Origin of the sequence: Pseudolysinimonas kribbensis (genome assembly GCF_030161895.1) — a bacterium.
Taxonomy (GTDB): Bacteria; Actinomycetota; Actinomycetes; order Actinomycetales; family Microbacteriaceae; genus Pseudolysinimonas; species Pseudolysinimonas kribbensis.
The window spans coordinates 2,554,480-2,568,668 of sequence record NZ_BSVB01000001.1; the positions used below are offsets into that span (position 1 = coordinate 2,554,480).

Genomic DNA, 14,189 nt, shown 5'->3' on the forward strand with positions numbered 1-14,189 from the left:
CCGCGTCAAAAGTGGAGGACGTGCACGGCGTTCCGTCCTCCTTCGAGCCCGACGCGCCGCCGGCATCCTGAACTCTTGACGCGCGCACCGCGGCTCGTCGACGGCGCGCGCGCCTAGGCTCGGAAGGATGGCCCACCTCCTCGGCGCCGAGCGCATCGCGCTCGAGTACCCCACGCGCGTCGTCTTCGACGACGTCACCGTCGGCATCGAGGAGGGCGACCGGATCGGCGTGGTCGGCCGCAACGGCGACGGCAAGTCGACCCTGCTGCGGTTGCTCGCCGGCCGTCAGCAGCCCGACTCCGGCCGGGTCACCCGCCGCGGCGGCGTCACGCTCGGGATGCTCGATCAGGGCGACCTGCTGCCCGAGGACGAGACGGTCGAGCACCTCATCGTCGGCGACCGCGCCGAGCACGAGTGGGCCGGCGACGCGAAGGTGCGCGACGTGCTCGCCGGCCTCGTGCGCGAGATCCCGTGGACCGCGACGATCGGCGAGCTGAGCGGCGGCCAGCGCCGCCGGGTCGCCCTCGCCGCGCTGCTGAGCCGCGATTGGGACGTGCTGCTGCTCGACGAGCCGACCAACCACCTCGACGTCGAGGGCGTCGCCTGGCTCGCGCAGCACCTCACCAGCCGCTGGCCGAAGAACCGCGGCGGCCTGGTGGTCGTCACGCACGACCGGTGGTTCCTGGATGCCGTGTCGACCGACACGTGGGAGGTGCACGACCGCGTCATCGAGCCCTTCGAAGGCGGATACGCGGCCTACGTCCTGCAGCGCGTCGAGCGCGACCGGCAGACGGCATCCATCGAGGCGCGCCGGCAGAACCTGCTGCGCAAGGAGCTCGCCTGGCTGCGGCGCGGACCGCCGGCGCGCACGTCGAAGCCGAAGTTCCGCATCGACGCCGCGAACCAGCTCATCGAGGACGTGCCGCCGGTGCGCGACTCGGTGTCGCTCGCGCGGCTCGCGGTCGCGCGGCTGGGTAAGGACGTCGTCGACCTGCTGGATGCCGGGGTCTCGTTCCCGGCACAGGAAGCGGATGGCACCGTCGGCGAGCGGGTGGTGCTGCGCGACGTCGAGTGGCGGATCGCGCCGGGGAGCGCACCGGCATCCTGGGCGTGAACGGGGCGGGCAAGTCGACGCTGCTCGGGCTCGTCGCCGGCACGGTGCAGCCGACCAGCGGCCGGGTGAAGCGCGGCAAGACCGTGCGCATCGCCCAGCTCGACCAGCGTCTCGCCGATCTCGACGAGATCGCGGACGAGCGGGTGAGCGCCGTCATCGCGCAGCAGCGCGCGTCGTACACGAGCGGCGGGCAGGAGCTGACGCCCGGCCAGCTGCTCGAGCGGCTCGGCTTCTCGAGCGCGCAGCTCTCGACCCCGGTCAAGGACCTCTCCGGCGGGCAGAAGCGCCGCCTCCAGCTGCTGCTGATCCTGCTCGACGAACCGAACGTGCTGATCCTCGATGAGCCGACCAACGACCTCGACACCGACATGCTCACCGCGATGGAGGACCTGCTCGACTCGTGGCCGGGCACGCTGCTCGTGGTGTCGCACGACCGTTACCTGCTCGAGCGGGTGACCGACCAGCAATACGCGGTGCTCGACGGGCACCTGCGGCACCTGCCGGGCGGGGTCGACGAGTACCTCGGTCTGTCCGCGGGTCGAGGGGCCGCGGAGCGGCGTATCGAGCCCGGGATCGAGCCTGCCGAAATCGCCTCACCCAGGACATCGGGAGCTCTCGCGGGCGCAGCGCGACGCGATGCCGAGAAGGAGCGCGCCGCGATCGACCGCCGGCTCGCGAAGCTCGGCGAGCTGATCGCCGCGCAGCACACCGCGTTCGCGGAGCACGACCAGAGCGACTACGTCGGCCTCGGCGCCCTGCAGTCCCGGCTGGCCGAACTCGAGTCCGAGACGGCGAGCCTCGAGGAGCGCTGGCTCGAGCTCAGCGAGGCCCTCGAGGCGTAGCGAGCGTGGGCCCGCGGGTCAGGCGTCCGCGAGGATCCCGCGCTCGAGCCGCTGGTACGAGGCCTCCATCCCGTCGGTCATCCCGGTGGCGAGGATCATGTCGCGCTGGGTCACGTCGGGGTAGGCGATGATCATCGTGAGCAGCGTGACCCCGTCGTCCTCGTCCATCGTGAGGTCGTTGACGTTCGGCGGGAACGGTGCCCCGGTCATCCGCTCCGTCGTCACGATGCGCCGCTCCGGCTCGATGACGAGGTTCTCACCCTCGAATCCGAACGGCTCTCCGGCGGTGTCGCCGACCGGCGCCCAGGCGTTGCGGTAGGACCCGCCGACGACGAGATCGTTCTCGCAGACGGTCATCTCCCAGCCGTCCGGCCCGAGCAGCCACTTCTTCATCAGGTCCGGCTCGGTGTGGGCGCGCCAGAGGAGGTGGCGCGGTGCCTCGAACGCCCGCGTGATGCGCACGTGCGTGTCGTCGAGCACCTCCGTGCGGGTTCCGGCGCCGAGGGCGTACTCGCGCAGGTCCGCGAGAACCGCGTCGAGCTGCCCGAACGCCTGCCGCATCCCCTCGGCCTGACCCATCGCGAGCACCTGCTCGAGCGCTTCCGCGGTGGGGGAGGCGGAGACGATCGCCAGGCGCGATCCGGTGGCGGTGCTCTCGATCGTCAGCGTCATCCGGCCGGTCGGCACCGACGGGTCGACCTCGCCCCGGCTGTCGGCGAAGGAATCGAGCACGACGATGCGGTGCGGTGCCGCGACCTCGACGAACTCCCATCGGCCGTGGAAGCGCTCGCCCTCGGGGCTCGTCATCCAGTAGTGCGCCAGGCCGCCGGGGCGCAGGTCGTAGCGGTCGAACGTCGCCGGATACCCGGGAGGGCCCCAGAAGCGCTCGAGCTTGCGCGGGTCGGCGAAGGCGTCCCAGACGCGCTCGACGGGGGCGGGGAAGTCGGCCACGAGGGTCAGTGTGAGCGCCTCGGGGTCGGTGGTGACGGAGGTCACGGGCATCGGTTCTGCTCCTTCTGTCGGGGCGGTCGAGTTCGAGCGCGGTCGAGGGCGGGCGTCGGTTCAGTCGGCATCGAGCAGCTCGCCGAGGCGGTCGATGCGCGAGCGCCACAGGTCGGCGTAGGCGTCGAGCAGCCGCTGTGCGCGCGCGATCGTCTCCGGATCGCCGCGGACGATCCGCGCGCGGCCCCGCTGCTCCTTGGTCACGAGCCCGGCCCCTCCAGCACGGCGACGTGCTTCTGCACGGCGGCGAACGACATCGCGTAGGCGGCGGCGAGGTCGCTCACGGTCGCCTTGCCGGTCAGCGTGCGCCGGAGGATGTCGCGTCGGGTCGCGTCGGCGAGCGCGTGGAAGACGCGATCGACTTCGGCGTCACTGAGTTCAGATTGCACAACCATTTGGTTGTACGTTAGGGGCGAGAGGCGGGCGTGTCAACCGCTCCGAGGGCTAGAAGCCGCCGCCTCCGCCGCCGCCTCCTCCGCCTCCGGACGAGCCGCCCCCGCCCGAGCCGCCGGACGACGACGAGCTCGACGATCCCGACAGCGAGCTCGAGGTGCTCGACGCGAACGAGCCGATCGCGCTCGCGAAGCCGAGCGCGCTGAACGTGCCGATGTCGCCGTCGTACCAGTCCGGCGCCGCGTCGGCGTAGTACTTCGCGAGCTCCGCCGCCCACTCGTTCTCGAGCCCGAACAGCACGGCATAGGGCAGCAGCCGCTCGTAGATCTTCACGATCTGCGTGCCGTCGCTCGTGTCGACGCGCTCCGCGCCGGTGACCGACTGCAGCATCCGGAGCCGGTCGGCCTCGGCGAGCCGGATGTAGAGCTTGAGCCCCTCGAGCTGATCCCAGAGCTTCGAGCCGGCCGGTGTGAGCGGTTTGATGCTCGCCACGGCGCCGAGGGCGAAGATCTCGATCCAGATGCCGGCGTTGATGCCGACGACGCCCCACGCGGTGCCGGCGCCGTTGTCGCCGCTCGTGAAGGCCAGCAGCAGGAAGCACGCCAGCCCGCCGATGCCGAGCAGGGCGCACAGGAGCAGGATGCCGTGCGGCCGCCCGCGACGCACACCGGTCGCGAGCGCCTCGGCGTCGACCTGCTTCACGATCTGCCGCACCGACCGCCCGAGCACCGTGTCGCCCTTCTGCAGCCAGCGCACGGGACCCTCCGCGAAGCCGAACAGCGCATCCATGACCTGCTGCTCGTCCGGAAGCAGGCCCTGGTCGTCGAGCTTCTGGACGCCGTAGACCTCGCTCTTGATCCAGCTCCCCTGCTGCCGCTCGACGATCCGGAGCTTCTTGCGCACGGCGAGGTCGACGATCGACGCCGCCATGCCGCGCTTGGTTCGGCGCACGACGTTGGCGGCGAGCATCGCGCTCACGCCGTCCGGCGGGGTGTATTGCGCGATGATCGGATCGCCGGTGCGCGGCCGCCAGATCACGAAGCGGAAGACGATCGCGAGCACGAGCGAGGCGAGTACGCCCAGCACGGCCAGAATCGCCAGCACCGGCACGTAATCGAAGATGCTGAACGGCGGGGCCGCGAAGGTGCCCTTCGCGAACCCGACCGCCACCGTCATGTTCTGGCGCGGGCCGACGTCGTGCACGACGGCGCGGAAGCCGGCGGTGGCGTCGCCCGTGATGGCGCAGGACTGCGTCGACCCCGCGGCACCCTGGTAGCAGGATGCCGTGCCGGTCAGCCGGGACGCGATCCCGTCGCGGAGCGCGACCCGGGCCGACACCCTGCCGAAGGTCTGGTCCCACCCGGTGCCGTTGGTGTCCCAGTAGAACTCGTCGTCGTGGGTGTCCGCGAAATACCTCGTGACGTCGGTGGCGGTGTAGACGATCCGGAACGTCTGCCGGCCATGCAGATATCGGTCGATGCCGCCCGGATCGCCGATCTTGAGCTCGAGGAAGTCGCCGTCGTCGTCGCTGACGAAGGTCTGGTCGTAGTCGCGCGCGATGCCGGCGCCGTCGGTGACCGACACGATGTGCACGTGCACGGAGTGCCCGTCGTACCTCGACGGGATGTCGCGCACGATGCCGTGGTTCTGGTCGAAGTCCGGGAACTCGGCCACGAGCGTCTCGGTCACCCGCAGGGTGGACCGCTTGTCGTCCGAGCGCCCCAGCACGTAGCGCCCGTCGAACGAGTCGAAGCTGAAGTCGCTCGTGTCGCCGTGCACGCCGATCGCCGCGGCGGGGCGGGTGGTCTCGTGCGGCGCGGCGAGCGGCGCGAGCGGTGCGGCGGCGGCGGGCGCCCCGAGGAGGACGGCGGCGGTGCCGAGCACGGTGGCGGCCTGCAGGATCCGGGTCGTGAGCATCGGCGCACAGCGTATCGACGTGCCGTGACGGCCGCCATGGCGCCGGCCGCGGCGACGCCGGCGCGACGACCTCGGCCGCACGTCGCCCACCCGCGGGAGCCCTAACATCGAGCGTGACGGATGCCGCGATGGCCCGACTCCCAGACGCGATAGGAGACGATCGCATCGTGACTCAGCTGCGCGTGGCCGACGCCGGGCCGAGCGCGCGGTGAGGATCGCGGTCACCGGCGCGACCGGCTTCGTCGGCGGGGCCGTCGCCTCCGCGCTCGCGGATGCCGACCACGAGGTCGTCGGCTTCGGTCGCAGCCTGCCGGGGTGGTCGCATCCGCGCGCGGCCTACCGGGTCTGGGATCTCACGACGGGCGCGCTGCGCGGCGATCGGGAGTTCGACGCCGTGGTGCACTGCGCGGGGCTGGCCGACGACTGGGCACCGCGCGACGCGGCCATGGCCGTCAACCGCGACGGCACCCGCACGGTGGTGCGCTCGTTCCCGGGCGCGCGCATCGTGCACCTGTCGACCTCGAGCGTCTACGACGCGTTCGTGCCGAACGTCGACGTGCGCGAGGAGGACGGTCCCGCCCGGCGGTTCCTCTCCACGTACTCGGAGTCCAAGGCGTTCGCCGAGTTCGAGCTGGCGGGTACCGACGCCGTCATCCTGCGGCCGCACGCGGTCTACGGGCCGGGCGACCGTGCCCTTCTGCCGCGGCTGATCGCGATGGTGCGCGGTCGTCGGCTCGTGCTGCCCGAGGCGGCGGAGGTGCGGCATTCGCTCACTCACATCGACAATCTGGTGCTGGCGGTGCGTCGCGCCCTCGATCCGTCGACGCCGCGCGGCACGTTCAACATCGCCGACGACACGCCCGTGCTGCTGAGCGCGGTGCTGCGGGAGGTGCTGGAGCGGCGGCGCATCGACGCGCGCATCTTCGGCATCCCGTATGCGGCCGCGTTCGCGCTCGCCGGCACGCTCGAGAACGCCGCCCGGATCGCGCGCGGACGCCCGCTGACCACCCGGTACGCGGTGAGCCAGCTCGGCCGCGAGCGCACCCTCGACATCGCCCGTGCGCGCGAGCTGCTGGACTACCGCCCCGCGCCGACCTCGCTCGCGGGCGCCGAGGACTGGTGAGAGCGCAGCAGCAGCGCGACGACGCGAGCACGACCAGCAGCACTGCGAACGAGATGCTCGCGACGAGCGGATCGGCGACGGTCGTGAGCAGGCCGATCCCGATCACCGGCACCGAGTTGCCGACGAAGAAGCAGATCATGTAGCTCGACGTCACCTGACCGCGGCGTTCGTCGCCCGCGATGTCGTTGACCACCTGCAGGCCGCCGCGGTAGCCGAGGGCGAGCGCCGCGCCGCAGACGGCTGAGGCGATCAGCAGCAGCACGAGGAGCGCACGCCCTGCGCGACGACGACGAGCACGACGGCGGGGATGAGCAGGACCAGGCCCGTGCGCATGGCCGCGTCGGGCGCGAGGCGGCGCGCGACGACGATGACCACCGCCGCGACCGCCCCGAGTTCGACGACGGGCAGCCCTGCGAGTGCGACGTTGGCGATATGCAGGTCGTGCCGCACGATTCCCGGGATCAGCGCGAAGAACAGCCCGCCGAGCGCGAAGGTGATGAACGCGGTGAGGGCGGGTGCCGCGAACGCCCCGAGCCGGTCGCGGGGCAGGCCGATCCGGGGCGCCAGCCGCAGCTCCGAGACCCGCTGCACCTGCACGGGCCGGTCGTCGTGCGCGAACACGAGGAACACCGCGACCAATGCGAGCACCACGAGGTACGCGATGAGCGGCAGCCGGAGCGGCAGCGCCGCGTACTGGGCGAGCACACCTCCCAGCAGCGGTCCGAGAGCGATGCCCGCCATGTTGGCGCTCGCGGAGACGACACTCGCACTCGCACGACGCCGGGGACCGTAGCGCTCCGCGATCCACGCCGTGCCCGCGCTCGACAGGATGCCGACCGCGATCCCGACGAGCAGCCGCCCGACGGCGAGCAGCGCCGGCCCGTTCGCGAGGAGGAAGCAGACCGCGCCGAGCGCCGCGACGCCCATCGCGGGCAGCGCGACCCGCTTGCGCCCGAGCTGATCGGCGAGCTGGCCGAAGATCAGCAGTGCGAGCAGGTTGCCCACCGCGTAGACGGCGTAGACGAGCGTCAGCACGAGCGGGGAGAAGCCGAAGTCCTTCTCATAGAGCGGATAGAGCGGGGTGACGACGACGCTGCCCATGAACGCGACGGCGATCATGGCGGCGATGGGCGAGACGGTGCGCACACGCATCGCTCCAGCGTGCGTCGCGCCCCCGACATCCCGATCTCGGTATGGTGCCCTCGTGGACGAGCCGGAGGACCGCGCGGCGCCGGCCGACGAGACTGTCGCTCACAAGCAACGGCGGCTGTTCGCGCGCGGCCGCGACACCGGCAGGATCGAGTACTTCAGCGATGCCGTCATCGCGATCGCCATGACCCTGCTGGTGCTCGACATCCACGTCGAGGTGAAGGCCGGCGAGAACGTCTTCGAGGCGGTGGGGCGGGACTGGGAGCAGTTCTTCGCCTACGCCCTGAGCTTCCTCGTCATCGGGATCAACTGGATGTTCCACCATCGGCGCTTCCGGGTCATCGTGCGCTACGACACGACGCTCGTGTGGCTCAACCTGGTCTTCCTGCTCTTCATCGCGCTCGTGCCGTTCCCCACGAGCCTGCTCGCGGACCGGGCGCCGAACCCCCAGGTCATCACGCTGTACGCGGGGATGGTCGCGATCCTCGGCCTGCTCGGCGCGGCGACGTGGTCGTACGCGTACCGCGCGGGCCTCATGAGCGAGACGATCGATCGTCCGCTGTTCCTCTACATCCTCGGCAACAACCTCGTCTCGCCGCTGGTGTTCGGGCTGTCCATCCCGCTGGCCTATGTGCTGCAGGCGCTCGACGTGGACCCGGCGTGGGCGATGTGGTTCTGGCTGTTCAACTCGCTCGGCGGGATCGCGTGGACGCGTCTGCGGGGAGACACCCGTGTCGGCCCGCGTGGCGCCGCGGTCGACTAGCCGCCGGGCGGCTCGTCGAAGTCGAGACTCAGCTTGCGCAGCAGCATGGCCAGGCGCTCCTGATCGGCGCGCGAGAGACCCTCGAGCAGCTCCGCCTCGACGGCGAGCAGGCCGCTGATGGCGGCATCCACTCGCTCACGCCCGGTCGTCGTCATGACGACCAGCACGCCGCGGCCGTCGTGCGGGTCGGTGCGCCGCTCGACGAGGTGCCGCTCGACGAGCCGGTCGATGCGGTTGGTCATCGTGCCGCTCGAGACCAGCGTCTGCTGCAGCAGCGCCTTCGGGCTCAGCTGATACGGCGAGCCCGCCCGCCGGAGCGCGGCGAGCACATCGAACTCCCATGACTCGAGACCGGATGCCGTGAACGCCGTCCGCCGCGACCTGTCGAGATGCTTGGAGAGCCGGCCCACTCGCGACAGGATCTGCAACGGAGAGAAGTCGACGTCGGGGCGCTCCCGCGACCAGTCGGCGACGATGCGATCGACCTCGTCGGCACCGGGCTCTGGCATCCACCCATCTTCTCAGCCGGGCCGCTCGCTCACCGACCCTCTGAGAGGATGGGGCGGCGATCCGCTGTGGTGTAACGGCAGCACGACGGCCTTTGGAGCCGTTAGGTCCAGGTTCGAATCCTGGCGGCGGAGCGGGCGAGGGGTGGCAAGGCGCGAACGCGACACGCCTGTTCATCTCGAAAATGCTTCACAACAAGCAGGCGACCGTGCATGATGGAAATGCACGTCGTGCCCGGGGGTCTGGGCTCGGGGGAACGATGCGGTCGGCGCCTGGCGCCGTCTCGACGGCTGCGCTGCGGTCGTGCTGCTCTCCTCTGAATCGTGGCGTGACCGCAGAGGAGCACCGATGTCCCCGAGTCCCTTCGGCCCTGAGATGTCCGGCCCCCGCCGTCGCCGGCGGCGCGTGGCGAAGGGCGTTCTCGTCGCGCTCGTGAGCCTGGCCATGGTGGCGATCGGCGTGACCCTCCCGAGCCAGGCGGCGTCGGCCGCGGGCACCGCGAGTGTGAGCATCAGCCCCGCCACCACGACGGTGGCGGCGGGCGCGTCGACCACGATGACGCTGTCCATCTCCTGCAGCGTCACCGGCGGCTGCGCCGACACGACCCTCACCTTCCCGGTCACGTCCTACACCGATCTGACGGGCGCGACCGTGAACGACTCCACCCGGTTCGGCGTCCTCTCGTGCACCGGGTGGACGAGGACGGTCACGGCGACCGTGGTCACCTACACCTACACGGGCGGCACACCAGCGGGCACGCTCGCCACCGGCACCCAGCAGTGCACGTTCGTCTACGGCACCAAGAACTACACGACTCCCAACGGGCAGGCGTTCTCGGTCGTGCCGACGATCAATGGCTCGAACTTCACGTCCTCCACCGGCGACGCCGCGACGATCACGACGACGGCCGCGCCGTCGGTGACGTTCACGAAGACCACCACGCTGGTGAATTCCAACGTGGGGCAGGGCGGGCAGTTCGTGTACGACCTCCACTTCAACTGCACGGCAAACAACCTCACGGGTGCGATCGGCACGTCGTCGTTCACCGTCGTCGACCCGCTCCCGGCGAACTTCACCTACCAGAGCTACGAGACCTGGTACAACGCGAACAACGGCAACTACGGGGTCGGCGTGTTCCCGGGCACGATCACGTTCGACGCCGAGAGCAACACGCTCACGTACTCGGACCCCGACGGGACGATCTGCGCCGGCGCCAACAACAGCCCCGGCCGCGACATCCGGATCACGGGCACCGCCTCGACCGCGGGCGTCCCGGACGGGATCGGCGAGACCATCTCCAACACCGCGACCGCGACGTTCGACTACCTGGACGGCACGAGCGGGTCGATCCCGGCATCGACCGCGAGCAACGTCGTGGCCGTGGTTCCGACGCCGTTCGAGGTGAAGGGCTCCACGAGTCAGGCGCTCGGCAACCTCGGCGAGTACCGGTACCCGCCGAACAACGGCGCCTATCGGTACACCTATCCAGGTGACTGGAACGGGAGCGGCCAGTCCGCCCAGTACACGATCTACCTGACCACGAACGGCACGCAGGCCGGCGCATCCTTTGCGGTACAGGACCCGCTGCCGTGCGCAACGAACAATGCCAGCCCCGGCACGAGCGCCAACCCGAACTACGCGTCGAACGCGCCCGGCACGCTCTGCACGGATCCCGCCTTCATCCCCACCGTGATCACGGCCACCGGATTCACCCCGACCGTATCGGACGAGGTCACGGTGATCCATGCCGACGGCAGCACCGCGTCGATCGCCTACACGTCCGGTACCGGCTGGGTGATCCCCGCCGCCCCCGCAGTCTCCGAGATCGACTTCCCCGCGTTCGCGGAGGAGGGACAGAACTCGGCGGCACGCATGCAGCTGACGATCTTGGGCTACGCGGCGGCGGACCTCGCGGTGCCCTCGATCATGACCAACACCGCGACCGCGAATGCCTATCTGGTCGGCTCGGACGAGCCGCTCGCGCCGCAGGAGACGGCGAGCGCGATCCTGATGGTCGCGCCGGCCGACGAACCGTCGGGCACGGTCGTCCAGCCGGGGATCTGGCCGCGCTACAGCGGGGGCGACCTGCACCGAGACCGTCTCGATCGGAGGATTCGGGGGCAACGGCCCGCAGTCCAACTACATCGAGATCGCCGACGCTCCGTCCCGAGCGATCTATCTGTCCTACCTCGCTCCGGCGGGCGCGACGGTGACATCCGGCACGTCCGAGACATTCGTCTTCACGCCGCTGAGCTTCGGGCAGCCCAGCACGCCGGGCGGCGCCTCGGCGACGACCGCCACGATCGACGCGACCGTGACGGCCGACTACAACGGCACCGGACGCCCGCTGCTGCAGTGGGTCATCCCCGCCGACACCATCACCGTCCCGGGCGACTACCAATTCGGCGCGAACAACCTGCTCGTCGACCTCGGGGCCGGATGCGCCGGCAGCTACCAGAACGACATCACGATCGGATACGGTGCACCCATCACCGGGTGCAACGACCCCGGTGGCGTGTCGACACCGTCGAACGGCATCAACGACGCCCTGAACACCACCAACGCACCGGACGCGACGAACTACTGCGGCGAGTCGCAGAACATCACCGTCGCCCCGATCAACCCCGGCTTCTCGGTGGACAAATCAGTGCAGGGCAACCTCGACGCCGATCCGGTCACCGGCGGTGGCGTCGGCAATGTGAGCCCGGATGGCGGCACCGCCGCGTACAAGGTGACGTTCACCAATACGGGTGAGACCAATCTCCTCGACCCGGTCATGTACGACCTGCTCCCGGCCGTCGGCGACACGAACACCACATCGACTGCCGCCCGTGGATCGGAGTTCGGCGTCACCCTGACCCACGTGGGCCCCGTGCCCGCTGGGGTCACGGTCTCCTACTCGCAGGCGACCGACCCCTGTCGTCCGGAGGTGCTGCCGAACGCGGGCAACGCTGGCTGCGTCGACGACTGGAGTACGACCCCGCCCGCGTCGCTCGCCTCCGTGACCGCCCTGCGGTTCGCTTACGACGGCACCGTCTCCGTGGCCGACGCCGACGGGATCAACAGCTTCGCGATCCCGTACACCGTGTCGACCCCGGCCGACATCGCCGGCAAGACCGCGTGGAACACGGTCGGCACGACGGCGACGCCGGGCCTCGACCAGCCGGCGCTGACCGCTGCCGAGTCGTCGCGCACCGGGCTCAAGGCGCAGGCGGGCCTGCAGCTGGTCAAGGTCGCGTCGCCGACCACGGTCGACACGGTCGGGCAGACCGTGACGTACACCTTCACGGTGACCAACGGCACGGCGATCCCGCTGAGCGGCATCACGGTGCAGGACACTCAGGCCGCGCCGGCCGGGGCCCTCACCAGCGGGCCCACCTGTCCGTCGCCGACCCTGGCCCCGGGTGCCAGCGAGGACTGCACCGCCACCTACGTCGTGACCCAGAAGGACCTCGACAAGGGCAGCATCACCGATGCGGCGACCGCGTCGGGCACGCCCACGTCGGGCAGCCCTCTGGTGTCGGCGCCCGCCACGGCGACCGTCACGGCGACGCAGACGGCAGCCATCACCATGACGAAGTCGGCGTCGCCCACCACCGTCAGCCGCGCGGGTGACACGGTGAGCTATTCGTTCGTCGTCGTCAACATCGGCAACGTGACGATGCACGGCGTCGGCATCCAGGAGGATGCCTTCACGGGCGCCGCCACCCCGCCGACGGTGTCGTGCCCGGCGACGCCGCTCGCGCCGACGGCGCAGATGACGTGTTCGGCCACCTACTCGGTGTCGCAGGCGAACATCGACGACGGCACGATCGGCAACACGGCTCACGCGACGGCCCTCGACCCGAACGACGCCGAGGTCGCCTCCGACCCGTCGAGCGCGACCGTGACCGCGACGCAGAGCCCCGCGCTCTCACTGGTCAAGAGCGCGGACCCGCCGTCGGCTCCCGCCGTCGACGAGGTCGTGCACTACCACTTCGTGGTGACCAACACGGGCAACGTCACGATGTCGGACATCGGGATCCAGGAGGGCGTCTTCACGGGACATGACCCGCTGACGGCCCCCACCTGCCCGGCGACGTCGCTGGCACCCGGGGCGCAGCTCGTCTGCAGCACCGACTATGCGGTCACCCAGGAGGACGTCGACGCGGGCTCGCTCTCGAACACCGCCACCGCCTTCGGAACGCCGCCCGGTTCGCAGACGCCGGTCGACTCCGACCCCTCGACCGTCTCGGTGCCCGAGCCGATCGACGCGGTGCTCACCCTGAAGAAGACGGCGGACGTCTCGACCATCACCCGCGCGGGGGAGCCGATCGTCTACACCTTCACGGTGACCAACGACGGCAACGTCACGCTGTTCGACGCCGCCATCAAGGAGGGCGCCTTCACCGGCACCGGGCATCTGTCGACTCCGGACTGCCCCTCGGGCGCCTCGGAGCTGCTGCCCGGGCAGGTGATCGTGTGCACCGCGAGCTACACGGTGGTCGACGCCGACCTGACGGGCAAGGCGCTCAGCAACACGGCCACGGCGGCCGCGACCCTGACCGGGGGCGACCCGGTCGAGTCCGATCCGTCGACGGTCCGGATCGCCGAGGTGCTGCCCGCCGGGCCGACGGCGCCTCTGGCCGCCACCGGCTTGGAGATCGGCTGGGGGTTCGGCGACCTGGCGCTGCTCGGGATCGCGGCCGGCGTGCTGCTTCTCGTCCTGCGTCGCCGGAGGGCCTGACCGCATCCGGATCGACCCGGACCTGCGTGGGGATCCTCGCAGGCCCGGGTCCGTCCCGGATGCCGCCGATCGCCTATCGCGCGATGTGACGCCAGGGCCCGCGGTCCGCACGGCGCAGTTCGACCCACCCGCCCGTCGGCACCGTGAGGCGCCCGCCGCCCTCGGTCAGCCGCTCGGTCAGGGGCTCGATCACGACATCGTGCGTGACGACGAGAATCGGGGCGCTCCAGCGGAGGGCGTCGTCGAGCGCCGGCAGAGTCCGGTCGAGCACGTCGGCCTCCGGTTCCACGCCCGGCGCCGCACCGAGGGATCCCCACCGCGTTTCGACCTCGGAGATGAGGTGCCCGGTCCATTCGCCGAAGTCGCGGTCCGTGAAACGCTCGTCCACACGGACCGGGATGGCGAGCCGCGCGGCCACGGTCTCGGCGGTGACCCTCGCGCGTTGCAACGGGCTCGTGACCACGGCCTCGACTCCGCTGCCGGAGAGCCGCTCGGCCATGGCCGCCGCCTCCGCGAGCCCGGTCTCGTCGAGAGCCGGGTCGCTCCGCCCCCGGATGCGTCCGGCCGCGTTCAGCGCGGTCCGCGCGTGCCGGCCGAGGAGGAGCGTCTGGCCGGCGTGCGGGAGCTCGTACGGCATGCCCCGACTCTAGGGT

10 protein-coding genes, 1 tRNA gene and 2 pseudogenes are annotated in these 14,189 nt (G+C 70.9%); 7 read left to right on the forward strand and 6 right to left on the reverse strand.

The features are described 5' to 3' along the window. The first annotated feature begins 127 nt into the window (after nt 1–127). A pseudogene (locus tag QQK35_RS14100) lies at nt 128–1,956 on the forward strand (ABC-F family ATP-binding cassette domain-containing protein). Between the two features lie 18 nt (nt 1,957–1,974). Here the strand turns inward: QQK35_RS14100 and QQK35_RS14105 are convergent. The 3 genes and pseudogenes from QQK35_RS14105 to QQK35_RS14115 all read right to left on the reverse strand — a co-directional run bounded on the left by QQK35_RS14105 (nt 1,975) and on the right by QQK35_RS14115 (nt 5,268). Next, nucleotides 1,975–2,958: an SRPBCC family protein gene (locus QQK35_RS14105; protein WP_284254726.1), complete on the reverse strand. Its 984-nt coding sequence runs from the start codon at nt 2,956–2,958 to the stop codon at nt 1,975–1,977. Nucleotides 2,959–3,018: 60 nt separating this feature from the next. Next, nucleotides 3,019–3,353 (reverse strand): annotated as a pseudogene (locus tag QQK35_RS14110) (ArsR/SmtB family transcription factor). Between the two features lie 49 nt (nt 3,354–3,402). Continuing rightward, nucleotides 3,403–5,268 (reverse strand): DUF2207 domain-containing protein, encoded by a 1,866-nt coding sequence (locus QQK35_RS14115; protein ID WP_284254727.1) that lies wholly within the window; start codon nt 5,266–5,268, stop codon nt 3,403–3,405. A 208-nt stretch (nt 5,269–5,476) separates the two neighbouring features. Between QQK35_RS14115 and QQK35_RS14120 the strand changes: the two genes are divergently transcribed. Together QQK35_RS14120 and QQK35_RS14125 are read left to right on the forward strand one after the other, a co-directional pair. Continuing rightward, the gene (locus tag QQK35_RS14120) at nt 5,477–6,391 is read left to right on the forward strand and encodes an NAD-dependent epimerase/dehydratase family protein (RefSeq protein ID WP_284254728.1); all 915 of its coding nucleotides are present in this window, start codon (nt 5,477–5,479) and stop codon (nt 6,389–6,391) included. Next, nucleotides 6,388–6,534 carry a hypothetical protein gene (locus QQK35_RS14125; protein WP_284254729.1) on the forward strand — a complete coding sequence of 49 codons (147 nt, stop codon included), beginning with the start codon at nt 6,388–6,390 and terminating at the stop codon, nt 6,532–6,534. Before QQK35_RS14120 ends, QQK35_RS14125 begins: the two co-directional genes overlap by 4 nt. A 106-nt stretch (nt 6,535–6,640) precedes the next feature. Here QQK35_RS14125 and QQK35_RS14130 read toward each other — a convergent pair whose 3' ends face one another. Further along, complete coding sequence (locus tag QQK35_RS14130; protein ID WP_284254730.1) at nt 6,641–7,543, reverse strand: MFS transporter; 903 nt, start codon at nt 7,541–7,543, stop codon at nt 6,641–6,643. Between the two features lie 52 nt (nt 7,544–7,595). Here QQK35_RS14130 and QQK35_RS14135 point away from each other — a divergent pair, with 52 nt between their 5' ends. Continuing rightward, on the forward strand, nt 7,596–8,303 hold the full coding sequence (locus tag QQK35_RS14135; RefSeq protein ID WP_284254732.1) for a TMEM175 family protein: 708 nt from the start codon (nt 7,596–7,598) through the stop codon (nt 8,301–8,303). Here QQK35_RS14135 and QQK35_RS14140 read toward each other — a convergent pair. Continuing rightward, complete coding sequence (locus QQK35_RS14140) at nt 8,300–8,812, reverse strand: MarR family winged helix-turn-helix transcriptional regulator (RefSeq protein WP_284254733.1); 513 nt, start codon at nt 8,810–8,812, stop codon at nt 8,300–8,302. The genes QQK35_RS14135 and QQK35_RS14140 overlap by 4 nt on opposite strands. A gap of 60 nt (nt 8,813–8,872) precedes the next feature. Here QQK35_RS14140 and QQK35_RS14145 point away from each other — a divergent pair. The 3 genes from QQK35_RS14145 to QQK35_RS14155 all read left to right on the forward strand — a co-directional run bounded on the left by QQK35_RS14145 (nt 8,873) and on the right by QQK35_RS14155 (nt 13,536). Further along, nucleotides 8,873–8,944, forward strand: a tRNA-Gln gene (locus tag QQK35_RS14145). 214 nt (nt 8,945–9,158) lie between these two features. Beyond that, complete coding sequence (locus QQK35_RS14150) at nt 9,159–11,564, forward strand: hypothetical protein (protein ID WP_284254734.1); 2,406 nt, start codon at nt 9,159–9,161, stop codon at nt 11,562–11,564. A gap of 22 nt (nt 11,565–11,586) precedes the next feature. Beyond that, nucleotides 11,587–13,536, forward strand: coding sequence for a DUF7507 domain-containing protein (locus QQK35_RS14155; protein WP_284255713.1), 1,950 nt, complete (start codon nt 11,587–11,589; stop codon nt 13,534–13,536). A 73-nt stretch (nt 13,537–13,609) separates the two neighbouring features. Here the strand turns inward: QQK35_RS14155 and QQK35_RS14160 are convergent, their stop codons facing one another. Next, complete coding sequence (locus QQK35_RS14160) at nt 13,610–14,173, reverse strand: histidine phosphatase family protein (protein WP_284254735.1); 564 nt, start codon at nt 14,171–14,173, stop codon at nt 13,610–13,612. Nucleotides 14,174–14,189 lie beyond the last annotated feature (16 nt).